The organism is Streptomyces sp. NPDC003023 (assembly GCF_042888225.1).
GTDB lineage: Bacteria > Actinomycetota > Actinomycetes > Streptomycetales > Streptomycetaceae > Streptomyces.
Map to the genome: position 1 here is coordinate 1,835,379 of NZ_JBIAPL010000001.1, position 21,580 is coordinate 1,856,958.

Here is a 21,580-nt window from a genome sequence, read left to right on the forward strand (position 1 = left end):
GCGCTCAGCTGGGCCGGCAGAGCAGCGGCTTCGCCAGTTCGGAGCAGGGGCGGTGGCCCTCGGCGCGCAGGATGTCCTTGCCGACCTCATTGGCCAGGTAGCGGAGGAATCCGGCGGCGATCGAGTCGGCGGGCGGTTCCCCGTAGGTGTACGCGAACTCGGTCTGCCAGTACGGGTACGCGCCGTCCTCCGCGCCCTCCAGGGTCGCCGCGAACCCGTCGATCCGTACCTGCTGGAGGTCCTCGCGGGTGCTGGTGGCGCCGACCTCGCTGTGGCCGAGGGCGCCGGGTGTCGAGGCCACGGTGTCCAGGAGTGTGCCGGTGTCACCGACCTCGCAACGGCCCGGCCTGCTCCGGTCCAGCGCCGCGCAGTCGCCCTGGGTGACCTCCATCAGCTCCTTGCCGTCGAGGACCTGCTTGACGAGCGTGGACCGGGTTCCGGAGCCGGGGTTGCGGCTGACGAGCTGGACGGGGAGATCGTTGCCGCCCAGCTGCTGCCAGTTGGTGATCCTGCCCGTGTAGATCTCCCGGACCTGCTGGAGGGACAGGTCCTGCACTCCGGTGTCCTTGTTGGTGACCAGTGTGAACAGCGACAACGCGACCGGTCTGGGCAGCAGTTGCGGGCGGCGGACACTCTTCTCCCCGTCCGTGAACGCCAGCCGGTCGGACAGGCCCGCGCCGTCCGCGTCCTTCGAGCCGCCTGCCTCTCTGCCCGCCGCGGCAAGGGAGTCGAGGCCGGCGACGCTGCCCTTGAATGAGTTGTCCGTGATGGGGATCCGGGCGTCCGGGCAGGTCTTCTCGTACTGCTTCGCGGCCTCCCGTACGACGGGGGCGAACGCGGTGGAACCGGAGAGGGTCAGAGTCCCCTGGGCGCAGTCCAGCGGAGCGGCCCTGACGTCTTCGCGGACGAACGTCGTCACCGACTGGGCGCCGGCAACGAGCACCAGCATGGCGATGAACATCATGACCGGCCTCGAGGCGAGGACGTGGCTCGCGGTCTCCTTGACCGAACCGCCGCGTACCCCGCCCTTGACGCCGGCGACGACCGAAGGGTCGGGGAACGACTGCTCCTGGAAACCCGCTTCGCGTTCCAGCACCGCGAGGACCTTGTAGTGGGTACCGCGATTGAGCGCCACCTTGGGGAGCGTGATGCGGCCGTCGATCACTCCCAGACCGGGGGCCGCCACGGCGGGGGATCCCTCGCGGGGAGTGGCCACGAAGGAACGGCGCAGATAGTCGTGGCTCATCTCGGTCACGACCATGCCGACGACCCGGCGGCCCGGGAACAGGACCTCTATACCGATGTCCGCGGAGCCCTGGGAGACGTAGTCGTCCGAGTCGATGAGGGTCCAGCCGCTGTTCTCGATGCGCAGGAGCACGAACGACGGATCGCGCAGTGAGGCGTTCTCCCGCTGCATCTGCCGCAGTACTCCGGCGTGCGGCGCCTCTGCCGCGTCCGGCGCGGTGGTGTCCATCTGTATTCGGTAGCCGAGCCGCTTGCGGCCGACGAACGCGAACTCCCACGCGGCGGCGCACACGGGTATCGCGAGCCCGAGTACGGCGATCACCGACTCCCAGGGAAAACTGTTCACCGCCGACTCCTGACGCTCTCCGTGTACGGATGTGCGCCAAAGTTACGAGTGCGTAGGCGTGATTGCGACGGCTGCCGTGATTCTTCGGGTCTCGTTCACCGTGCCGTCCACTGCGGCGGCCGGTGTTCACCTCGTGTTGGCCGATTCGGGCGGCTGTGGCGCCCCGCGCCCCGCGGGTCGTGGCCGCGGGGCGCCACGGACTCAGATGCCGAACTCGGTGGGGGACAGGCCCAGTACGGCGCACGCCTCCCGGATGATCTCCTGCTCCGACGGCTCCACATAGCCGTCGGCGCCCGCGATGACAATGCCGGTCTGGATCACCGCACGGGCCTCGGTGGGCTTCTTGGCGGCCTTGGCGACCTCCTGCATCACCTCCGCCTTGCCCAGCAGGAAGTTGGCCGAGAGCCGGTCGGCGTGCTGGTTGAACCGCTGGCGCAGCTGGTCCGCCGGGAAGTTCTGGAGGACGTCGTTGTTGAGGATCAGCGACTCGACGTGCTGTCGCTCGGCCGCGTCCACATGCCCGTCGGCGGCGGCGACAAGGGCGCACATCGCCATGCTCGCGTCTCTGAACGCGCCGCTCTTCAACTCCGCCTTCAGGGAGGTGAGCTGAGTCTTGAGCGTGTTCACCAACTGGGCCCGCGAGCCGCCCGCGGACCGCGTGCCGGCGCCGTGCCCGCCGGGGGGCCGGGTCCCCTGGGACTGCTGCAGACTCTTGGCCTGGTCCTTGATCCGGTCCCACATTGCCACTGGTGCCACCTCGGCTTCTTCTGTTCAGGTCGTTCGTCCGGCGTCCGCTGGGTACGGCGCGTCACACTGCCAACGTCCGGGCACCGCCACTCGTTCCGGACACCCCCGATCGGATCACGGCCGGTCCGGGCCGCGGCCGTTCGACCGCCTCGTCTCTTCCGGTGCCCCGTTTCAACGTCCGCGACGCGGTCACCCGAACAGAACAGCCCTTGAGATGCCGAACACCGGCAGTACCCACGACTGTTGCGAGGCTCAGATGCACGACTACTGGCGAGACGACGCGGCATGCCGCGACGAGGACCCGGACCTGTTCTTTCCCATCGGCACCTCCGGACCGGCGCTGCTCCAGGAGGAGGAGGCCAAGACGGTCTGCCGCCGGTGCCCGGTGCGGGAACAGTGCCTGCGATGGGCCATGGAGACGGAACAGGGCCTGGGAGTCTGGGGCGGCCTCGGAGAGGCCGAGCGTCGCAAGCTCAAGCGCCGCGCCGCCCGCCGCCGGCAGTGAGCGACCGCCCGCCGCAGGTGTTCAGCGAACCCGCCGACCTCAAGACCCGCCGACCCCGGGTTCCGGACTCCACCGACCCCGGGTTCCGGACTCCACCGGCCCCGGGCTCCGGGCCCCGGCCCCACCGGGTCCCGGCCCCGGGAAGGCGGTGCGGACCGGTCACACGACGGGCGGCGCCGCCGGACCGAGGCCCTCGTAGTAGCTGCCCACCGCGGCCAGATAGCCGGCGTCCGTCGTCTCGCTGTCCGTGGTGAAACCGGGAGCGTTCTTGATCTGGTCCTTCGTGGGGACGACGGTGACGGTCCGTTCCCCGGCGTTGATCCGCCGGACGAAGCCGGCGGGGACGAGGACGCTTCGCCCGAAGACCCACGCCCCGGTGTCGACGACCAGGTGCTGCGGCCCGGAACCCCGGGACTGTCTGTCGACGTGTCCGAGCACCCCGTCCGGCGCTTCCACGGTGAAGCCGGTCAGGTTCCGCGCGGGATCGTGGCCGATGTCCGGCGGATAGGCCCACATGTCGTGCAACGTCGGTCCTCCTGATCTCCTGAGCGCGGCCGGGTGCCGACCGCTGCGGGCATCCGCACAGGAACGCCCGGTCCGCAAGAGTGTGCCCATCGCGGGGACGGAGATGCCGAAGTCAGCGGCCCGGCCCCTCCTGCGGTGTCCATGAGGGGACGGTCGCCCCCGAACCGTCGCGGACCGCCTGCACCACCGCCTCGTGCAGTGCCCGGCTGGCCTCCTCCGAAGGGCACGGTGTGGGGCTCCCCGCCATCGTGAACCAGTCGGTCGCACCGGTGTACTGCAGGGCGATCTGTGCGGTGCCGTTGGCCCATGTCGTATGGACGGTGAGGTTCCCGGTCATGATCCCGGTCTCCTCCGTGAGGGCTCCGCCACGTCCTGTGTACACATCGCGAGTTGTCCATGACGCCCAGCTCATGACTCCAGCGTCACACCACGGCCGTCGATACGCGAGCGACCGGCTCCCGCCGGGCGGGGGGCGATGTTTGGGGCGGCGCCGAGCGGAGACACGCAAAACCTGGCCAGGACGTCCACGACGACTCGGATGTGAATGCAATGGCTGAGAAGAAGAAGGCCCGTGCGAAGGCGGAACAGGCCAAGGGCAAGGCGAAGGAAGCAGCGGGACGCACCGTCGGCAACGAGAGGCTGACCGCCGAGGGGCGTGCCGAGCAGGCCAAGGGCGATGCCCGGCAGGCAAAGGAGAAGACGAAGGACATCTTCCGTCACTGACTACGGGGAGCGGCCGGGCCTTTCGCGTTCCGCGACGGCCCGGCCGCCGATGTCCCGGCTCCCCGGCGGTGCCCGCCTTGCCGACGGGCCGGCAGCCGGGCCTCTCAGGTTCTACGGCAGGGCCGCGCCGCGCGCGGTGATCCACAGCCGGTACCACTCCTCGTGGGTCAGTTCCGGCTCCCGCAGCGCGGCGTCGCCGCAGGCGCGGATCCGCTCGGGGCGGGCGCTGCCGACGACCGGGGCGATCCTCGCGGGATGCCGCTGGAGCCACCACAGCAGGATGGTCTCGGGTGTCGTGTCCTTGGCCGCCGCGAGTGAGGCGACCAGGCGTGCTGTCGCGTCCTGTGCGGGGGTCTCCTGGCGCCCGGTGAAGCGGCCCTGCGCCAGGGCGCCCCATGCCTGCAGACGAATTCCGTTCGCCCGGCAGTGCTCCACCGTCCCGAACGGAAAACCGACGGAGGCCGCCTCCGGCGTGTTGACCAGCACTGCGGACTCGAGCCAGTCCCGCCGGTGGAGGCTCATCTCGAGCTGGTTGGCCGCAAGGGGCAGGTCGAGAAAGCTCTGCAGGAGAGAGATCTGCGCGGCACCCATGTTGGACACCCCGAAGCCGCGTACGAGTCCCTGGCGGTGCAGCGACGTCAGGGCGCCCGCGATGTCCTCGGGGTCGGCCAGCGGGTCGGGCCGGTGCAGAAGCAGTACGTCGACGTGGTCGGTGCCCAGCCGGCCGAGACTCTCCTCGACGCGCCGGACGATGCTCTCGCCGCGCAGGTCGTACATGCCGGGCCGGTCGCCGTCGGCGAGCCGGATGCCGCACTTCGTCTGCAGGACGATGCGGTCCCGGAGGCCCGGCGCACGGGAGAGGACCTCGCCGAACACCGCCTCCGCCTTGCCGTGCCGGTAGATGTCGGCATGGTCGAACGTCGTGATCCCGCAGTCGAGTGCCGCCTCGACAGCCGCCTCCGCCGCGGCGATGTCCGGCGCACCGTACGGCGTGCTGTCCCAGCTCCCGCCGAGCCCCATGCATCCGTAGAGCAGCCGTGTCCCGCCGGTGTCCGTGTCCGTCTTCGTCGTCACTCGGTCAGCCTTCCACGGGTGGGCGCGGTGCCCAAACGAGTATCCGGCCCTGGTCAGGACAGGCGCCGAGGCGGGTCCGGGGCCACGATGGAAGGAAGGGTGCCGCGCGGCCGGCACTCGGTCCCGGTCGCGCAGCGCACGACCGGGAGGCGGTCATGGGACATCCGGAGACCTACGAGCTCATATTCCAGGCGGCGGCCGTGGACGACGTGGTCCTGGTACGGCGCACGCTTCACGCGGGAGCGGGCGGGAGCCCGATATACGAGGACGACACGGGGATCGTGCGCGCCGAGATCAGCGAGCGCGGCGAGGTCCGGATGCTGGCCAGCGGCGGTCATCAGGCTCACCAGCTGCCGGTGACGGCCCGGGCGGCGCCGGTACGAGAAGCCGCCGGGCTCACGTCCAGGCTGTCGGATCGGCCCCGCGGGGACGGCTGATCCGCGCATCCGCCGCACGAGCGGACCCGTCAGTCCCTCGTGCCGTTGTTGCCGTCTGTCCGTCGTCATTCCGTCCCGGGCCGGGTGCGGCGGGCGTAGGCGCGGGCGGCGCGGGCCCGGTCGCCGCAGCGGGTGGAGCACCACTGGCGGCGGCCGTGGCGGAGCAGGAAGCGGTTGCACGGAGGGGAACCGCACGCGGTGAGGCGCTCGGCGTCCGGGGAGGTGAGCAGGTCGGCGGCGTCCGCGGCGAGGGCCGCCAGGGCGTGGGCGACGATCTCGGTGGTGGGGTGCGGCGCGGCGCGGTACGGGCCGGTCTTCTCGTCCCACTGCAGCAGAGGTGCCGTGGGGACGCGGGTCATCGCGTCGTTGACGGCCCAGAGAGCGGTGGGAAGGGCGGGAAGCCCCGCGGCGCGGGAGGCGAACAGTGATCTGACATGTTCGCGAAGCGAGCGCAGCAGCCCGGCACACATGTCGAGCATGCCGGCTTCGACCGGGGCGAGACCCCGCTCCGTCAGCCACTGGTTGGCCTGCGTGGGAGTGCCCAGCAGATCAGTCGTGCGTTCTCCGGGCATCGTGATCGCGCTGTTGGCAAGGGCGAGGGAGAGGTGCTCCTCCTCACCCTGCGCGGGCGACAGTGCGGGTTCTTCGATCGCGGACTCCGTCATGTTCCTCATGGTACGGCTTGCGGTCATCCGTTAGAAATGGGCTACAGTCGTCTCACGGTTCATTCATTTCTATCCGTGAGGTGCTCTCTCATGTCTTCTCTTCCCACAACGAACGACCAGTTCCCGGTGAGCGTCCTCGGCGGCCCGACCGTCCTCTTCGAGTACGGCGGCCTCCGCTTTCTGACCGACCCGACCTTCGACGGCCCCGGCGACTACGAGACCCCCGGCCCGACCCTGACCAAGACCGCCCCGTCCACGGCCGCCCCCGCCGACCTCGGCCCCGTCGACGTGGTCCTGCTCTCGCACGACGAGCACGCCGACAACCTCGACGACTCCGGCCGTGCCCTGCTCGTGGATGTCCCGCTCACCCTCACCACTCCTGGTGGCGCACAGCGACTCGGCGGGAAGGCGAAGGGCCTGGCCGACTGGGAGTCCGTCGAGCTGGACCGTCCCGGGGGTGGCACGGTGACCGTGACCGGCGTGCCGGCCGTCCACGGCCCCGGCGCGCGCGAGGAGATCGAGCCGATAACCGGCCAGGTCGTCGGCTTCGTACTGACCGGCGAGGACCTGCCCACCGTCTACGTCAGCGGCGACAACGCCTCGCTCGACGCGGTCAAGGAGATCGCCGATCGCTTCGCGCCGGTGGACACCGCCGTCCTCTTCGCGGGCGCCCCCCGTTTCCCCGTCCTCTTCGGCGGAGCGCTGCTCGTCCTGGACAGCGCCCAGGCCGCCGAGGCCACCCGGATCCTCGGTGCCCGCCGTGTCGTGCCCGCCCACTACGACAGCTGGGCCCACTTCACCGAAGGAAGTGACGAGCTGGAGGCGGCCTTCACCGCCGCCGGCCTGGCCGACCGCCTCGACCTGGCCCGCGGTGGGCGCGCCTGACCCCGTCGCCCGGGACGGTCACGGGCCCCGGTGGGCATCGCCACCCGTAAGCGGGATCTCCGGCCGGCCCGTACCGGCCGGGGCCCGGCACAGGAGCGGGCCCCGGCCGAACCGTCGAAGCCCGTGTGCAGCCGCCCGTCTCAGACTCGCCGCTCGCTGAAGCCGCAGACCCAGGCGAGAGCGGCGTGGACACCGCGCACGTAGTCGCGTGTCGCCGGGTCGCCGGCGGCCTCGTCCTCCCGCACCACGGCGGCGTCGATCTCCGCGGTCAGCAGCTCCATGTCGGGGACACCGCCGGCGTCCACCCCGGTCACCGGCGAGCCGGCCTCGCGGCCCAGGGCCCAGCTGTATCCCGCCGTCACACCGGCGCGGAACTGCGGCGGATGCTCCGGGCCGGCGAGCAGCCCCGGCAGCTCGCGAACCGCCGCCTCGGCCTCGGCGTACGCCCGTACCCCCACGGGCTGCTCGTCGTCCCGCTGCGGTTGCGGAGGTGCGGTCACTGCGTTCACCTGTCCTTCCGGCCCGGCGGGCCGCCTTGGCGGGCCGTTGGCGGACGGCCCGTGGGGCTGCCGCCGACGGCGGGTCATTCGCGGGTACCCGCCTCGGGCCCCTGGTTCACGGGTGCGTCACGAAGTACTTGCCTTCCTGCTCCGCGCCGCCCGCACCCGGTCCCAAGGTCCCGATCACTCGAAGAGCGGCGCATGGTGTGCCGCTGTACGGGGACATGCGAGGAGTGACTGGTGAACAGGACAAGAGAGCAGAGCACGAGGGGCCGCCCGTCGGCCACCGGCGTCCCGAGGGCATGAGCGACACGACGGTCGCGGCTCTGGGCGCCCTGTCGAAGGCGCTGGAGACGACGGAGCGGGCCCGTGGGCACCTGTACTCATTCCACCAGCTGACGGGTACGGCCGACCTGGAGCTCGACGAAGCCGTGAGGCTGCTGCGGGAGGCCGGTCACGGCGAACACGCGGACCGGGTCGAACGGGAGATCGTGGGCCGCAACGTGATCCCGGGGCACTGGACGTTCCAGATCGTGGAGTCGTACGACGGAAGCTACTACCGCCCGTTCGGTCTGATCGAGGAAGGGATCAGGCAGGAGCTGGCCGGTGGACAGAGCCACCTCTACGAGGCGGAGATGCGGGCGGCGCGCAGGACCGCCGGACACCCGGACCACCGGGTTCCGCCGGAGGATCTCCCGCGCTGACGCGGCCACCCTCGGCGGCGCGCGCACCGCGACCGACGGTGAAGCACGGTACGGACACGCCGACCGAGTCGCCATGGCGGCGCGAACTCACGGAGAAGGAAGGGCGGCTCCGCCCCCGGGGGGAGGGGGACGGAGCCGCGATGCCTCGCTGCCGACCAGGGGGGGTGGGCCGGGCGAGCCTTCGGAGTGCTGGTGCCCCGTCCTCGCCCGGGTATGCACACGACTTCGTTTCCACTCTCGAGGCGAAGCCGGCGCGTACGGGCAGCGGAAGGCAGGGGCTCGCTGCCGCGGCCGTCGCGCCACTTCAGGCGCATGGTGGAGGTATGCGGCTGCTCCTGATGTCCGACACCCATGTACCCGCCCGTTCGCGGCAGCTTCCCGCGCGGCTCATGGAGCAGGTCCAGCGGGCGGATGTGGTGATCCACGCCGGAGACTGGGTCGACCTCGCCACCCTGGACCTGATCGAGGCCAGATCGTCGCGCCTCCTCGCGGTGTACGGGAACAACGACGGTCCCGAGCTGCGGGCCCGCCTGCCGGAGGTCGCACTGGCCGAGCTCGAGGGTGTGCGCGTCGGAGTCGTCCACGAGACGGGTCCCGCACGGGGCCGCGAACGCAGATGCGCCGAGCGGTTCCCCGATCTCGACGTGCTGGTGTTCGGGCACAGCCACATTCCGTGGGACACGACGTGCCCGGCCGGGCCGCGACTGCTCAATCCCGGCTCGCCGACCGACCGACGGCAACAGCCCCACTGCACCTGTATGACGGCCCGGGTGTCCGCGGGCCGCCTCTCGGAAGTCGTACTCCACCGCCTGCCCAGCTGCCGGTGACCCGTACGCCGCCGTGGATCCGACGAACCGCGTACGGCCGTGGGCCGCCCACAACGGCGGTCGACGGCGGTCGACGGCGGTCCACGGCGGTCGACAGCGGCCGACGGCGGACGGGCGGCGGACGGGCGGCGGCGGACGCGATGGGGCGACCCGATCAGCCGATGTCGTAGACGTCGAGGCGGCCGCACATGCCGAAGCGACCCCGTACGGACGGCTGTTCGGCCCGAATCCGTGCCTGCGCCAGATGGGCCGCGTCGCCCCGCTCGAGCCCGTCCAGCTGTGCGCCTGTTGCCGCGGCGGCCGCGTGCGCGCCTCGGCGCCAGCGCTCCCGCCAGGCTCCGGCGAGCGGCCGGACCAGTGCCGCGGCGGCCCGGTGGAAGGCGGCCAGCGGCTCGTGGTCCCCGGCCTGTGCCGCCTCGCGCAATGCGGTGAAGCCTTCGACGGCGAGGTCGCGACGGCGCCGGGCCGCCCGCTCCAGGTCCATCTCCGAAGCGCCCTCCGGGAGCGTGACGGCGGCACGGTACGTGGCCGGGTCGGTGAGCAGACGCGGCGGCAGCGTCAGTACCGCGTCTCCGGCTTCCGGCAGGCCGCAGTTCTGCATCACCACGACGATCGTCAGATCGCCTTCGTTGACCAGCCGGTGGATCGTGCCCGGTGTGAACCAGACGAGCGCACCGGGGGACAGGGCGGTCTCCTCGAACCCGTCAGTGGTCAGCGTCTGCACGGCGCCCCGGCCGCCTGTCACGGCGTAACCCTCCGAGCAGGTCAGATGGATGTGCGGCGTGCCGCCCCGCCGGCCGTCGGCGGCCTCCCAGTCGTAGACCCGCAGCCGGGACACGCCGATCCCGCCCGGTAGGCCGTCGTAGCCCGGTGTAGCGGTTGTGTCCGCCGTGGTCACCGCGGTTCCCTTCGGTCGTGCGCAGAGTTGGCAAGCGCTTTCTTCGGAAGCTATGCCCTCCCGTCGGTGCGGTCAAGAACGCCCGAAGCTTCACGCCAAGGGCGCCGGAACCCAAACTGTCGCGGCAGTCGGCGCAGTTGCGAGAGGGCTTCCTGGGGCGGGTCGAGAACCGTCCGCCCGCCCGATCGCACTTTTGTCATGGCCCTTGTCGGGGCTGCCGGGGTCCTGCTATTTCTGTCGTTAGGAAAGTTTACTTCCAATTGTTTGGCCGATACATCGGTTCGTCCGGCCCATCCGCCCAGCCAACGGAGTCCCCCATGAGACCGGCACGGTTCTGGCTACGCCCCCTCGGCAGTGCGGGCGCGCTCTGCGCCGCACTGCTCCTCTCCCTCACCGCCGCACCCGCCGCCCCGGCGGCCCCCGCCCCCACTCCGCTCGCCCACGCCGCCGCCGTCACCCACGAGGCGGAGAACGCGGCCGTCTCCCGCGGTCTGGTCGAGTCCAACCACACCGGCTTCACCGGCAGCGGATTCGTCAACTACGACAACGTGACCGGAAGTCACGTCCAGTGGACGGTCGACGCCGACCGTGCCGGCCGCGCTACGCTCAAGCTGCGCTTCGCCAACGGCACCACCGCCGACCGGCCGATGGACATCTCCGTCAACGGCACCCTCGCCGCCGACGAACGGTCCTTCCCCGGCACCGGCTCCTGGACGTCCTGGTCGACGGCCACCGTCACCGTCGATCTCCGAGCTGGGACCAACACCATCAGAGCCACCGCCACCACCGCCAACGGCGGCCCGAACGTCGACCACCTCGCCGTCGACACCGCTCCCACCGCCGACGCCACCCCCGTCGGCGTCAACGGGCGGCTCGAGGTCTGCGGCACCAAGCTCTGCAACCAGTACGGCAACCCGGTCCAGTTGCGCGGCATGAGCACCCACGGACTCCAGTGGTACAGCCAGTGCGTCACGGGAGCCTCGCTCGACGCCCTGGCGACCGACTGGAAGGCCGACGTCCTGCGCATCTCGATGTACATCCAGGAAGGCGGCTACGAGACCGACCCGCGCGGGTTCACGGACAAGGTCCACGCGCTGATCGAGCAGGCCACCGCCCGTGGGATGTACGCGATCGTCGACTGGCACATGCTCAGCCCAGGCGACCCGTACCACAACCTCTCGCGCGCCAAGACGTTCTTCACCGAGATCGCCCAGCGTCACCGGAGCAAGTCGAACCTGCTCTACGAGATCGCCAACGAGCCCAGTGGCGTGAGCTGGTCGCGGATCAAGAGCTACGCGGAGGAGCTCATCCCGGTCATCCGGCAGAACGACCCCGAGACCCCGGTACTCGTCGGCACCCGCGCCTGGTCCTCCCTCGGGGTGTCCGAGGGCTCCGACGAGCGCGAGGTCGTGGACAACCCGGTCAACGCCTCCAACATCATGTACACGTTCCACTTCTACGCCGCCTCGCACCGGGAGGAGAACCTGAACACGCTGTCCCGCGCGGCCGACCGGATCCCCGTGTTCGTCACCGAGTTCGGCACCCAGGACTACGCGGGGGAGGGCCCCGACGACTTCGCGATGTCCCAGCGCTACCTCGACCTGATGGCGGCCAAGAAGATCAGCTGGGTCAACTGGAACTTCTCCGACGACCACCGGTCAGGTGCCGTGTTCAACAGCGGCACCTGCGCCAACAACGGCCCCTGGGCCGGCACCTCGTCGCTCAAGCCCGCCGGGGTCTGGATCCGTGACCGGATCAGGACACCGGACAACTTCCCGACCGGCTGATCCGGTACCTGTGCGCGACCCCGCCCGCCCGCTGTGATCCACTGGGCGGGCGGGGGCGTACAGGGAACAGGAGCAGCAGTGGGCAGCTACCGGCAGCCGGGAGTCGTACTCACCGACCACCACTTCACCGTCCCGCTCGACCACGGTGACCCGGCGGGCGAGCAGATCGAGCTCTACGGCCGCGAGGTCGTGTCCGCGTCCCACGCGGACGAGGCCCCGCCGTGGCTGGTGTACCTGGAGGGCGGTCCCGGCAGCGCCGTCCACCGTTTCGTCGGCAAACAGGCCTGGCTGGGGCGGGCGGTGCAGGACTTCCGCGTACTCCTGCTGGACCAGCGAGGCACCGGGCGCTCCACGCCCCGAAACCGCCAGACACTCGCGGATCGGGGCGGCGCGCAGGCGCAGGCCGACCACCTCGCGCTCTTCCGGGCCGACAGCATCGTCCGCGACTGCGAGAGCGTCCGGCAGCGGCTCACCGGGGGAGCGCCCTGGACGGTGCTGGGCCAGAGCTTCGGCGGCTTCTGCGCCACCCACTACCTCTCCAGCGCACCCGAGGGGCTGCGCACCGTCCTCATCACCGGCGGCCTGCCGTCCCTCGACGGCCATGCCGACGACGTCTACCGCGCGGCCTACCCCCGTATCCGGCGCAAGGCGCAGGCGCACTACGCCCGCTATCCGCAGGACGTGGAGCGGGCCCGGCGTATCGCCGGCCACCTCGCCGAACGTCCGGCTCGGCTGCCCGGCGGCTACACGCTGACCGTCGAGGCGTTCCAGTCCCTCGGCATCATGCTGGGAAGGGGCGACGGCAGCCACCAGTTGCACTACCTGCTGGAGAACGCGTTCGTGCGCACGGCGTCCGGACACGAACTCTCCGACGTGTTCCAGGAGGGTGTCCGCCCGGTCCTGTCGTTCGCCACGAACCCGCTGTACGCGGTGCTGCACGAGGCGATCTACGCCCAGGGCGGGCGGCCGACGAACTGGGCGGCGGAGCGGACGCGCGCCGAATTCCCCGAGTTCGACGCGGCGAAGGCCCTCGAAGGCGATGCGCACCTGCTGTTCACGGGCGAGACCATCCATCCGTGGCACTTCGAGGTGGACCCGGCCCTGCGGCCGCTGCGCGAGACCGCGGAACTGCTCGCCGCCCGCACCGACTGGTCGCCGCTGTACGACCCGGCACGGCTCGCCGCCAACGAGGTGCCGGTCGCGGCGGCCGTCTACCACGACGACATGTACGTCGACACCGCGGACTCGCTGCGCACCGCCCGTGCCGTGCGCGGGCTGCGTACCTGGGTCACCGACGAGTACGAGCACGACGGGGTGCGGGCTGGCGGGCCCCGGGTCGTGGACCGGCTGCTGGCGCTCGCCCGGCAGGAACTCTGACACCTGGTCAGCGTGTCCGTATCCTGCCGGACATGACCGATGAGAAGACCGATCAGCTCGAAGAGATGCCGACCGACTGGCAGCGCGCGCTCGCCGTGGTCGCACACCCCGACGACCTCGAGTACGGCTGCGCGGCCGCCATCGCCGGCTGGACCGACGAGGGCCGCGAGGTCGCCTACCTGCTGGCCAGCAGGGGCGAGGCGGGAATCGACGGCATCGCTCCCGGCGAGTGCGGACCGCTGCGCGAGCGGGAGCAGCGGGCGAGTGCCGCCGTCGTCGGTGTCTCCGTCGTGGAGTTCCTGGATCACAGCGACGGTGTGATCGAGTACGGGACCGCTCTTCGGCGGGACATCGCCGCGGCCATCCGCAGGCACCGGCCGGAGCTGGTCATCACGCTCAACCACCGCGACACCTGGGGCGGCACCGCCTGGAACACGCCCGATCACCGAGCCGTCGGCAGGGCGACCCTCGACGCGGCCGCCGACGCCGGGAACCGGTGGATCTTCCCTGAGCTCGTCTCCGAGCAGGGCCTCCAGCCGTGGAACGGCGTGCGCTGGGTGGCGGTGGCGGGATCGACCAGCCCCACGCACGCCGTCGACGCCGGCCCCGGTCTCGAGCGGTCCGTCGCCTCGCTGCTGGAGCACCGGCTCTACATCGAGGGCCTGACGGACCGTGACCCCGAGGAGTACTGCCGCACGTTCCTCACCGGTATGACGCAGATGGCGGCGCCGCGCTTCGGCGGCCGGCCCGCCGTCGCGTTCGAGCTCTTCGGGCGCTGACGCCACCCGCAGGACCGGGCTTGTTCGGTTGACAAACGAGCTTGCCGTTTCTGCAATGGGTGCATGACTGAGGAAACCCAGGACGACCCACGGCTCGAGGCCGTGCTGAACGAGGTCGGCGCCCGGCTGCGCAGGATCCGGCGTGAGCGGGGCGCCACCCTCGGGGCACTCTCGGAGGCGACCGGCATCTCCGTGAGCACCCTGTCCCGGCTCGAGTCCGGCGGACGCCGCCCCAGCCTCGAACTGCTCCTGCCGATCGCCCGCGCCCACCAGGTCCCGCTCGACGAACTGGTCGGTGCCCCGCCCGTCGGCGATCCGCGGGTGCGGGCCAAGCCGATCGTCCGTGGGCACCGGACGATGTATCCGCTCACCGCGCGGCCCGGTGGACTCCAGGCGTACAAGGTGGTCCACAGGCCCACGGGCGACTCGCCCGAGCCGCGGACGCACGACGGCTACGAGTGGCTGTACATCCTGTCCGGCAGGCTGCGGCTGGTGCTCGGCGACCACGACGTGGTGCTCGGCGCGGGGGAGGCGGCCGAGTTCGACACCCGGGTGCCGCACTGGTTCGGGTGCGCCGACGACAAGCCGGTCGAATTTCTGAGCCTCTTCGGCCCCCAAGGTGAGCGGATGCATGTGCGAGCCAGACCCAAGGGGGCCTGAAAGGACTTCCCGGAGGGGCAAGCGACCGCTTAGTATGCGAGGCGGCACAGTACTGCCCTACGCGTGGGAGGCCCCGAAATGCAGGCATGGCGAGTGCACCGCAACGGCGAGCCGAGCGAGGTGATGCGGCTCGAAGAGGCTCCCCGGCCAACGCCCGGCGAAGGGCAGCTCCTGCTGAAGGTGCGCGCCGCGAACATCAACTTCCCGGACGCGCTGCTCTGCCGCGGCCAGTACCAGGTGCGGCCCCCGCTGCCGTTCACCCCCGGCGTCGAGGTCTGCGGGGAGACGGAGGACGGCCGCCGCGTCATCGCCAACCCGGTCCTGCCGGGCGGCGGCCTCGCCGAGTACGTGGTCGCCGACGCCCGCGCGCTGCTCCCCGCACCCGAGGCGCTCGACGACGCGGAGGCGGCCGCGCTGCACATCGGCTACCAGACGGGCTGGTTCGGGCTGCATCGCAGGGCCGCGATCAAGGAGGGCGAGACGCTGCTCGTCCATGCCGCCGCCGGCGGCGTCGGCAGCGCCGCCGTACAGCTCGGCAAGGCGGCCGGAGCCCGGGTGATCGGCGTCGTCGGCGGCGCCGAGAAGGCCGCCGTCGCCCGCGATCTCGGCTGTGACGTCGTCATCGACCGCCGCACCGACGACATCGTCGCCGCGGTGAAGGAGTCGACCGGCGGACGCGGCGCGGACGTGGTCTACGACCCGGTCGGCGGCGACGCGTACGCCAAGTCCGCCAAATGCGTGGCCTTCGAGGGCCGCATCGTGGTCGTGGGCTTCGCGAGCGGCGACATCCCGGCCCCGGCGCTCAACCACGCCCTGGTCAAGAACTACTCGATCATGGGCCTGCACTGGGGCCTGTACGCGACCAAGGACCCGCGCTCCATCGGCCGCTGCCACGAGACCCTCACCGAGTACGCGGCCAAGGGCCTGATCAAGCCGCTCGTCAGCGAGCGGGTGGCCTTCGAGGACGCCGCCGACGCCGTGCAGCGCGTGGCCGACGGCACCACCACGGGCCGTCTGGTCGTCGTCCTGGACGGAGCCGCCCGATGACGGACGCCGGCGCACTCCTCGAACTGACCCGGAAACTGCTGGCCGACCACCCGCCGGCCACCACCGACCGCACCGACTTCCTCAAGGCACGCTTCGACGCGGGACTCGCCTGGGTCCACTTCCCCGAGGGCCTCGGCGGGCTCGGCGCCCCCCGTGCCCTGCAGGCCGTCGTCGACGCCGAACTCGCCGCCGCCGACGCCCCCGACAACGACCCGCGCCGCATCGGCATCGGCCTCGGGATGGCCGCGCCGACGATCCTCAAGTACGGCTCCCGGGAGGTCCAGGAACGCTTTCTGCGACCGCTGTGGATCGGCGAGGAGGTGTGGTGCCAGCTGTTCAGCGAGCCCGGAGCGGGCTCCGACCTCGCGGCGCTCGGCACCCGCGCGGTACGTGACGCCGGCACAGGGGACTGGATCGTCACAGGTCAGAAGGTGTGGACCTCCAGCGCGCACGTCGCCCGCTGGGCCATCCTCATTGCCCGCACCGACCCCGACCTGCCCAAGCACCGGGGCATCACCTACTTCGTCTGCGACATGACCGACCCCGGTGTGGAGGTCAGGCCGCTGCGCCAGATCACCGGCGAGGCCGAGTTCAACGAGGTCTTCCTGACCGGGGTCCGCATTTCCGACGCGCACCGCCTCGGTGAGGTCGGCGAGGGCTGGAAGGTCGCCCAGACCACGCTGAACAACGAGCGTGTCGCCATCGGCGGCATGCGTCTGCCCCGTGAGGGCGGGATGATCGGCCCGGTCGCGCGGACCTGGCGCGAGCGCCCCGAGCTGCGCACCCACGACCTGCACCAGCGGCTGCTGACGCTGTGGGTCGAGGCCGAGGTGTCACGGCTCGCGGGGGAGCGGCTGCGCCAGCAGCTCGTCGCCGGACAGCCCGGCCCCGAGGGCAGCGCAATGAAGCTCGCCTTCGCCCGCCTCAACCAGGCGATCAGCGGTCTCGAGGTCGAACTGCGAGGTGAGGAAGGGCTGTTGTACGACGACTGGACCATGCGACGACCGGACCTCGTCGACTTCACCGGACGCGACGCCGGCTACCGCTATCTGCGTTCCAAAGGCAACTCGATCGAGGGCGGCACCAGCGAGGTGCTGCTGAACATCGTCGCGGAACGCGTCCTCGGACTGCCCTCCGAGCCGCGCAACGACAAGGACGTCGCCTGGAAGGACCTCGCGCGATGACTGATCTGCTCTACTCGGAGACCGAGGACGACCTGCGCGCCGCCGTACGGTCCCTCGTCGCGGCGCGCGGCGACCGGGCGGCGCTCGCCGCACGCGCCGAGGCCGGTTCGCCCGGCGACCCGCAGCTGTGGACGTCGCTCGCCTCGGAGATGGGGGCCGCCGGCCTGCTCGTACCCGAGAAGCTCGGCGGCCAGGGCGCGAGCCACCGCGAGGCCGCCGTCGTGCTCGAGGAGCTGGGCCGCGGCGTCGTCGCCGCGCCGTACCTGACCAGCTCGGTCGTCGCGACGGAGGTGCTGCTCGCCCTGGACACGGAGCGGGAGCCGGTCGCCGCGCTGCTCACCGCGCTGGCGGAGGGGCGGCGCACGGCTGTCGTCGCCGTGCCGCTGTCCACGGCGCCGGACGGTCCGCTGCCCGACGGGGCCGGGCGCGTCACCGGCGTCGCCGACGCGGCGGGTGCCGATGTGCTCCTGGTGCTCAGGGCCGACGGCCTGTACGCGGTCGAGGCGGCGGATGCCGAGGTCGAGCCCCTCACGCCGTTCGACCTCACCCGCCCGCTCGCGGCCGTCACCGCCGCCGGCGGCGGGCTTCTTCTCGCCGACCCGGCCGAGGGCGAGGCGGCGGTGCGCCGCGGCCTGCTCACCGGCGCGGGGCTGCTCGCCTCCGAGCAGCTCGGCCTCGCGGAGTGGTGCCTCGAGGAGACGGTCAGGCACACCGGGGAACGCCATCAGTTCAACCGGCCGGTCGGCTCGTTCCAGGCGCTCAAGCACCGTATGGCGCAGCTGTGGCTGGAGGTCGTCTCGGCACGGGCGGCGGCCCGCGCCGCCGCCGACGCGCTGGCGACCGGCAGCCCGGAGGCGGCGCTGTCGGTGGCCGTCGCCCAGGCGTACTGCTCACGGGTCGCGGTCCATGCTGCTGAGGAGTGCGTGCAGTTGCACGGCGGCATCGGCATGACGTGGGAGCACCCGGCCCACCTGTACCTCAAGCGGGCCAAGTCCGACGAGATCGCGCTCGGCACTCCGGGGCGTCACAAGGAGGCGCTGGCGAAGATCGTCGACCTCCGGGCCCCGTAGCCCTGTCCGCCCGGACAGGACCTGAGGTTCGCGGGGGCGGGGCCCGCCGCGTCCCGTAACACCCCATGTTCCGTCCCACCCTTTACATGCTGTTTAATTGCGAGCAGTTTGCAATAACGGCTGATCTTCAACAGGGGTGGACGTACATGACGGGCCGATCGATACGGGCCGCGGCCGCCGCGGCCATGGCCGTCGCGCTGACCTTCGGCGCGGCGGCCTGCTCCGCCCCGGGCGGTGCCGGCGGCTCCACGGCCAGGGACTCGGTGGTCGTCGGCATCGCCTACGAACCCGACAGCCTCAGCCCGCTGCTCGGCTACGGCAAGGACGGCAACTCCAAGGTCTTCGACGGGCTGCTCGCCTTCGACGGGGACATGCGCCTGCGGCCCGCCCTCGCCGCCGAACTGCCCGAAGTCAGCGACGACGGCCTCACCTACACCTACAAGCTCCGCCAGGGCGTGAAGTTCAGCGACGGCGAGGCGTTCGGCGCCGACGACGTCGTCTTCACCTACCGCACCATCCTCGACGAGAAGACCAACAACGCCTCCAGGACCGAACTCGACGCCGTCGAGAACGTCAGGGCCGAAGGCGACGACACCGTGGTCTTCACGCTCAAGTACCCCTACGCGCCCTTCGCGCAGCGCACCGTGCTCCCCATCGCCCCCGAACACATCGCCGGCAAGCAGGACGTCAACACCGGCCCGTTCACCACGAAGCCGGTCGGCACCGGCCCGTACATCCTGACCGGCTGGTCCAAGGGCGAGAAGATCAGCTTCAAGGCCAACCCGGACTACTGGGGCGGCGCGCCCGCGGTGAAGAAGTTCACCATGGCCATCATCAAGGACGACGACGTCCGCGCCACCCGGCTGCGCGCCGAAGACCTGGACGGCGCCATCCTGCCGCCCAACCTGGCGAAGGGCTTCAAGGGCGAGGCGGACAGGAAGACGTACGAGGCCACCACGTACGACTACCGCACGGTCACCCTGCCCACCCACAACAAGGTGACCGGCGACACCGCCGTGCGCCGCGCACTCGACATCGCCGTCGACCGCCGGGCCATGGTGGACAGCATCCTCGAAGGCGCGGGCAGGCCCGCCCACGGACCCGTCCCCACCGACAGCGAGTGGTTCGCCAAGGGCACCGAGCGCCGCCACGACCTCGCCGGGGCCAGGAAGATCCTCGACGAGGCCGGCTGGAAGCCCGGCAAGGACGGCATCCGCGTCAAGGACGGCGTTCGCGCCGCCTTCCCGCTCTGGTACCTCACGGGAGACAAACTCCGCCAGGACCACGCCCTCGCCTACGCCTCCGACGCCAGGAAGGCCGGCATCGACATCACCACCAAGGCGGGCACCTGGGAGGTCATCGAACCGCGGATGAAGCACGACGCCGTCCTCGCCGGCGGCGGAGCGCCCGGCGACCCCGACTTCGACCAGTACCTGCTGCTCAAGTCCTCCCTCGCGGGCGACGGCTTCAACAACATGGCGTGGTACGACAATCCGGCCGTCGACAAAGCCCTCGAAGTCGGCCGCCGCAGCGGCGACAAGGCCACTCGCAAGGCCGCGTACGACACCGTGCAGCGCGAACTGGCCAGGAACCCCGGTTACACCTTCCTCACCCACATCGACCACGTCTACGTCATGAACGACAGGTGGGACGGCCCGAGCACCCAGGTGGAGCCGCACGACCACGGGCTGGCCTCCGGCCCCTGGTGGAACGTCGAGGACTGGACGCCGAAGAAGTGAAACGCGCTTTCCCCGCAGGGGCGATGGCGCGGATGGCGGGACGCCGGGCCCTGTTCGCCGTCCCGGTGCTCCTCGCCGTGACGTTCGCGGTCTTCGCCGTCGCCGCCGCCTCGCCCTTCGACCCCGTCAAGGCGTACACCGGCGCCGCCGGACTCACCGCCTCGCAGGAGAACCTCGACCAGATCCGCGCCAACCTCGGCGTCGACCAGCCCCTCGTCACCCGCTGGTGGAACTGGCTCACGGCCGCCCTCACCGGCGACCTCGGCGACTCCAGCGTGATGCGGCAGCCCGTCGCCGACGTGATCGCCGAACGGACCGGCTGGTCCGTGCTGCTGGCGGCCACCGCCTTCGCACTGGCCATCGCGGGTGGCACCGCGCTCGGCGTGCTCGCCGCCCGCCGGCGCGGCGGACACCTCGACCGGTGCGTCAGCTCCCTCGCCTACACCCTGGAAGCCGCGCCCGCGTTCTGGCTCGGACTCCTCGCCATCTGGTTCTTCGCGCTCGAACTCGGCGTGCTGCCGGCCGGCGGCCTCACCGACACCGGCAGCGACACCGTGACCTTCGGCCAGGTCACCACCCACCTGGTGCTGCCCGCCGCGGTCCTGGGCATGAGCCAGCTGCCGTGGTTCTTCCTGTACGTGCGGCAGGGCGTCGGCGACGCACTCGACGAGGACCCGGTCCGCGGCGCGCGCGCCCGCGGCCTGGGCGAACGCACCGTCCTCCTCGGCCACGCGCTGCGCTCCGGGATGCTCCCCATGCTCACCCTCATCGGCTCGCGCGTACCCGAACTCATCACCGGAGCACTGCTGGTGGAGACCGTCTTCAGCTGGCCCGGCATCGCCGCCGCCACCGTGCAGGCCGCGACATCCGTGGACTTCCCGCTGCTCGCCGCGCTCACCGTGCTCGCGACCGCTGCCGTGCTGCTCGGCAACCTGCTGTCCGACCTGCTCTACGGACTGGCCGACCCGAGGGTGGGCTTCGATGGCTGACCTCGCGTGGAAGTCCCACGGCCGCACCCGCCGCTCCACCCGGACCGTGCGCGTCACCGTGTCCGCGGTGACCGTGGCGGCCGTCGCGCTGGCGGTGCTGCTCGTACCGCCGCTCGTACAGCTCGACCAGCAGGCGGTCGACCTGTCGATGAAACTGCGACCGCCGTCGGCCGCCCACCCCTTCGGCACCGACGACGTAGGCCGGGACCTGCTGCTGCGCTGCGTCTACGGGCTGCGGGTCTCGCTGCTCGTCGGGCTGGTCGCGGCACTCGTCGCCACCGTGATCGGCACGGTGGTGGGCGCCGTGGCAGCAGTCGGCGGCGGCTGGGTCGACCGGGTGCTGATGCGGCTCGTCGACACCTTCTCCTCGGTGCCGCACCTGCTGCTCGGCATCTTCGTCGTGGCGATGTTCCGGCCCGGGGTGTGGCCCGTGATCGTGTCCGTCGCGCTGACACACTGGCTGTCCACGGCACGCATCGTCCGCTCCGAGGTGCTGTCGCTGCGCTCACGCCCGTACATCGACGCGGCGATCAGCGGCGGCGCGTCCCGCAGGCGGGTCGCCGTACGGCACCTTCTGCCGGGCGTGCTGCCGCAGGCGGGGCTCGCGGCCGTGCTGATGGTGCCGCACGCGATGTGGCACGAGTCGGCGCTGTCGTTCCTTGGCCTCGGACTGCCCACCCATCAGGCGAGCCTGGGCAACCTGGTGCAGTCGGCGCGCGGCTCGCTGCTCGCCGGCGACTGGTGGCCCACGCTGTTCCCCGGCCTGTTCCTGATCGTCCCCACCCTCGCCGTGGCCGGCCTCGCCGGTGCGTGGCGCGAACGGATCAGTCCCCGCCGCCGATCGGAGCTGATGCTGTGACCACGCGA

Annotated in this window: 24 protein-coding genes; 16 read left to right on the plus strand and 8 right to left on the minus strand. The window is 71.4% G+C overall.

Annotated features, from left to right (window positions below; translation table 11 throughout):
• Positions 1-4: 4 nt before the first annotated feature.
• Together ACFYV1_RS07680 and ACFYV1_RS07685 are read right to left on the minus strand one after the other, a co-directional pair.
• Complete coding sequence (locus ACFYV1_RS07680; RefSeq protein ID WP_389394434.1) at positions 5-1,591, minus strand: substrate-binding domain-containing protein; 1,587 nt, start codon at positions 1,589-1,591, stop codon at positions 5-7.
• A 201-nt stretch (positions 1,592-1,792) separates the two neighbouring features.
• Positions 1,793-2,338 carry a tellurite resistance TerB family protein gene (locus ACFYV1_RS07685; protein WP_389394606.1) on the minus strand — a complete coding sequence of 182 codons (546 nt, stop codon included), beginning with the start codon at positions 2,336-2,338 and terminating at the stop codon, positions 1,793-1,795.
• A gap of 214 nt (positions 2,339-2,552) precedes the next feature.
• Here ACFYV1_RS07685 and ACFYV1_RS07690 point away from each other — a divergent pair, with 214 nt between their 5' ends.
• On the plus strand, positions 2,553-2,843 hold the full coding sequence (locus ACFYV1_RS07690) for a WhiB family transcriptional regulator (RefSeq protein ID WP_389394435.1): 291 nt from the start codon (positions 2,553-2,555) through the stop codon (positions 2,841-2,843).
• Positions 2,844-3,002: 159 nt separating this feature from the next.
• Here the strand turns inward: ACFYV1_RS07690 and ACFYV1_RS07695 are convergent, their stop codons facing one another.
• Both ACFYV1_RS07695 and ACFYV1_RS07700 read right to left on the minus strand, forming a co-directional pair.
• Positions 3,003-3,359 carry a PRC-barrel domain containing protein gene (locus ACFYV1_RS07695; protein WP_389394607.1) on the minus strand — a complete coding sequence of 119 codons (357 nt, stop codon included), beginning with the start codon at positions 3,357-3,359 and terminating at the stop codon, positions 3,003-3,005.
• 121 nt (positions 3,360-3,480) lie between these two features.
• Positions 3,481-3,780, minus strand: a complete 300-nt coding sequence (locus ACFYV1_RS07700) for a hypothetical protein (RefSeq protein WP_389394436.1) — start codon at positions 3,778-3,780, stop codon at positions 3,481-3,483.
• 137 nt (positions 3,781-3,917) lie between these two features.
• Here ACFYV1_RS07700 and ACFYV1_RS07705 point away from each other — a divergent pair, with 137 nt between their 5' ends.
• On the plus strand, positions 3,918-4,091 hold the full coding sequence (locus tag ACFYV1_RS07705; protein ID WP_389394437.1) for a CsbD family protein: 174 nt from the start codon (positions 3,918-3,920) through the stop codon (positions 4,089-4,091).
• A gap of 111 nt (positions 4,092-4,202) precedes the next feature.
• Here the strand turns inward: ACFYV1_RS07705 and ACFYV1_RS07710 are convergent, their stop codons facing one another.
• A complete protein-coding gene (locus ACFYV1_RS07710; protein WP_389394438.1) occupies positions 4,203-5,165 on the minus strand; it encodes an aldo/keto reductase family oxidoreductase in 963 nt (320 codons plus the stop codon).
• Between the two features lie 155 nt (positions 5,166-5,320).
• Here ACFYV1_RS07710 and ACFYV1_RS07715 point away from each other — a divergent pair, with 155 nt between their 5' ends.
• The gene (locus ACFYV1_RS07715; protein ID WP_389394439.1) at positions 5,321-5,602 is read left to right on the plus strand and encodes a DUF6296 family protein; all 282 of its coding nucleotides are present in this window, start codon (positions 5,321-5,323) and stop codon (positions 5,600-5,602) included.
• Between the two features lie 65 nt (positions 5,603-5,667).
• On the opposite strand, the gene ACFYV1_RS07720 is transcribed toward ACFYV1_RS07715, so the two are convergent.
• On the minus strand, positions 5,668-6,267 hold the full coding sequence (locus ACFYV1_RS07720; protein WP_389394440.1) for a CGNR zinc finger domain-containing protein: 600 nt from the start codon (positions 6,265-6,267) through the stop codon (positions 5,668-5,670).
• Between the two features lie 90 nt (positions 6,268-6,357).
• Between ACFYV1_RS07720 and ACFYV1_RS07725 the strand changes: the two genes are divergently transcribed.
• Positions 6,358-7,152, plus strand: a complete 795-nt coding sequence (locus tag ACFYV1_RS07725; RefSeq protein ID WP_389394441.1) for an MBL fold metallo-hydrolase — start codon at positions 6,358-6,360, stop codon at positions 7,150-7,152.
• A 140-nt stretch (positions 7,153-7,292) separates the two neighbouring features.
• Here the strand turns inward: ACFYV1_RS07725 and ACFYV1_RS07730 are convergent, their stop codons facing one another.
• Positions 7,293-7,661 (minus strand): hypothetical protein, encoded by a 369-nt coding sequence (locus tag ACFYV1_RS07730; protein ID WP_389394442.1) that lies wholly within the window; start codon positions 7,659-7,661, stop codon positions 7,293-7,295.
• Positions 7,662-7,876: 215 nt separating this feature from the next.
• Between ACFYV1_RS07730 and ACFYV1_RS07735 the strand changes: the two genes are divergently transcribed.
• Complete coding sequence (locus ACFYV1_RS07735; protein ID WP_389394443.1) at positions 7,877-8,356, plus strand: hypothetical protein; 480 nt, start codon at positions 7,877-7,879, stop codon at positions 8,354-8,356.
• Positions 8,357-8,679: 323 nt separating this feature from the next.
• Positions 8,680-9,183 (plus strand): metallophosphoesterase family protein, encoded by a 504-nt coding sequence (locus tag ACFYV1_RS07740; protein WP_389394444.1) that lies wholly within the window; start codon positions 8,680-8,682, stop codon positions 9,181-9,183.
• Between the two features lie 154 nt (positions 9,184-9,337).
• Here ACFYV1_RS07740 and ACFYV1_RS07745 read toward each other — a convergent pair whose 3' ends face one another.
• Positions 9,338-10,081 carry a cupin domain-containing protein gene (locus tag ACFYV1_RS07745; protein WP_389394445.1) on the minus strand — a complete coding sequence of 248 codons (744 nt, stop codon included), beginning with the start codon at positions 10,079-10,081 and terminating at the stop codon, positions 9,338-9,340.
• A 317-nt stretch (positions 10,082-10,398) separates the two neighbouring features.
• Here ACFYV1_RS07745 and ACFYV1_RS07750 point away from each other — a divergent pair, with 317 nt between their 5' ends.
• From ACFYV1_RS07750 to ACFYV1_RS07795, 10 genes are all read left to right on the plus strand, one after another.
• Complete coding sequence (locus tag ACFYV1_RS07750; protein ID WP_389394446.1) at positions 10,399-11,868, plus strand: cellulase family glycosylhydrolase; 1,470 nt, start codon at positions 10,399-10,401, stop codon at positions 11,866-11,868.
• Positions 11,869-11,946: 78 nt separating this feature from the next.
• Positions 11,947-13,245 carry an alpha/beta fold hydrolase gene (locus tag ACFYV1_RS07755; RefSeq protein WP_389394447.1) on the plus strand — a complete coding sequence of 433 codons (1,299 nt, stop codon included), beginning with the start codon at positions 11,947-11,949 and terminating at the stop codon, positions 13,243-13,245.
• A 32-nt stretch (positions 13,246-13,277) separates the two neighbouring features.
• Entirely contained in the window at positions 13,278-14,024 is a 747-nt protein-coding gene (locus tag ACFYV1_RS07760) for a PIG-L deacetylase family protein (protein ID WP_389394448.1), read from the plus strand.
• Positions 14,025-14,087: 63 nt separating this feature from the next.
• Positions 14,088-14,684 carry a helix-turn-helix domain-containing protein gene (locus tag ACFYV1_RS07765; protein ID WP_389394449.1) on the plus strand — a complete coding sequence of 199 codons (597 nt, stop codon included), beginning with the start codon at positions 14,088-14,090 and terminating at the stop codon, positions 14,682-14,684.
• 78 nt (positions 14,685-14,762) lie between these two features.
• The gene (locus ACFYV1_RS07770; protein ID WP_389394450.1) at positions 14,763-15,731 is read left to right on the plus strand and encodes an NADPH:quinone oxidoreductase family protein; all 969 of its coding nucleotides are present in this window, start codon (positions 14,763-14,765) and stop codon (positions 15,729-15,731) included.
• Positions 15,728-16,915 (plus strand): acyl-CoA dehydrogenase family protein, encoded by a 1,188-nt coding sequence (locus tag ACFYV1_RS07775; RefSeq protein ID WP_389394451.1) that lies wholly within the window; start codon positions 15,728-15,730, stop codon positions 16,913-16,915. The genes ACFYV1_RS07770 and ACFYV1_RS07775 overlap by 4 nt, the downstream gene beginning before the upstream one ends.
• On the plus strand, positions 16,912-17,985 hold the full coding sequence (locus ACFYV1_RS07780; RefSeq protein WP_389394452.1) for an acyl-CoA dehydrogenase family protein: 1,074 nt from the start codon (positions 16,912-16,914) through the stop codon (positions 17,983-17,985). The genes ACFYV1_RS07775 and ACFYV1_RS07780 overlap by 4 nt, the downstream gene beginning before the upstream one ends.
• A gap of 146 nt (positions 17,986-18,131) precedes the next feature.
• Entirely contained in the window at positions 18,132-19,724 is a 1,593-nt protein-coding gene (locus ACFYV1_RS07785; RefSeq protein ID WP_389394453.1) for an ABC transporter substrate-binding protein, read from the plus strand.
• 23 nt (positions 19,725-19,747) lie between these two features.
• A complete protein-coding gene (locus tag ACFYV1_RS07790) occupies positions 19,748-20,713 on the plus strand; it encodes an ABC transporter permease (RefSeq protein ID WP_389394608.1) in 966 nt (321 codons plus the stop codon).
• Complete coding sequence (locus tag ACFYV1_RS07795) at positions 20,706-21,572, plus strand: ABC transporter permease (RefSeq protein WP_389394454.1); 867 nt, start codon at positions 20,706-20,708, stop codon at positions 21,570-21,572. Before ACFYV1_RS07790 ends, ACFYV1_RS07795 begins: the two co-directional genes overlap by 8 nt.
• Positions 21,573-21,580: the final 8 nt, after the last annotated feature.